1 protein-coding gene is annotated in these 245 nt (G+C 66.9%); it reads right to left on the reverse strand.

Annotated features, from left to right (window positions below; translation table 11 throughout):
• Window positions 1–245, reverse strand: a 245-nt coding sequence (locus JT719_RS25055) for a GDP-mannose 4,6-dehydratase (protein WP_207436493.1), incomplete at both ends; no start/stop codon positions are given.

A 245-nucleotide genomic window follows, 5' to 3' on the forward strand; every position in this document is an offset into this window, starting at 1 on the left:
CGGCAGGGGGCGGCCCTCCAGCGCGTTCAGGATGGTCAGCGGGATCAGCTTCTCCGGAAACTGGCAGGGGCCGTAGTTGTTGGAGCAGTTGCTGATCACCACCGGCAGGCCGTAGGTGTGGTGCCACGCGTTCGCCAGATGGTCCGAGGCCGCCTTGCTCGACGAATAGGGCGAGCGCGGGTCGTAGGGCGTCTCCTCGGTGAAGTAGCCGGTCTCGCCCAGCGAACCGTACACCTCGTCGGTCG

The sequence above is a fragment of the Sabulibacter ruber genome (genome assembly GCF_017355955.1).
GTDB classification, from domain to species: Bacteria; Bacteroidota; Bacteroidia; order Cytophagales; family Hymenobacteraceae; genus Nibribacter; species Nibribacter ruber_A.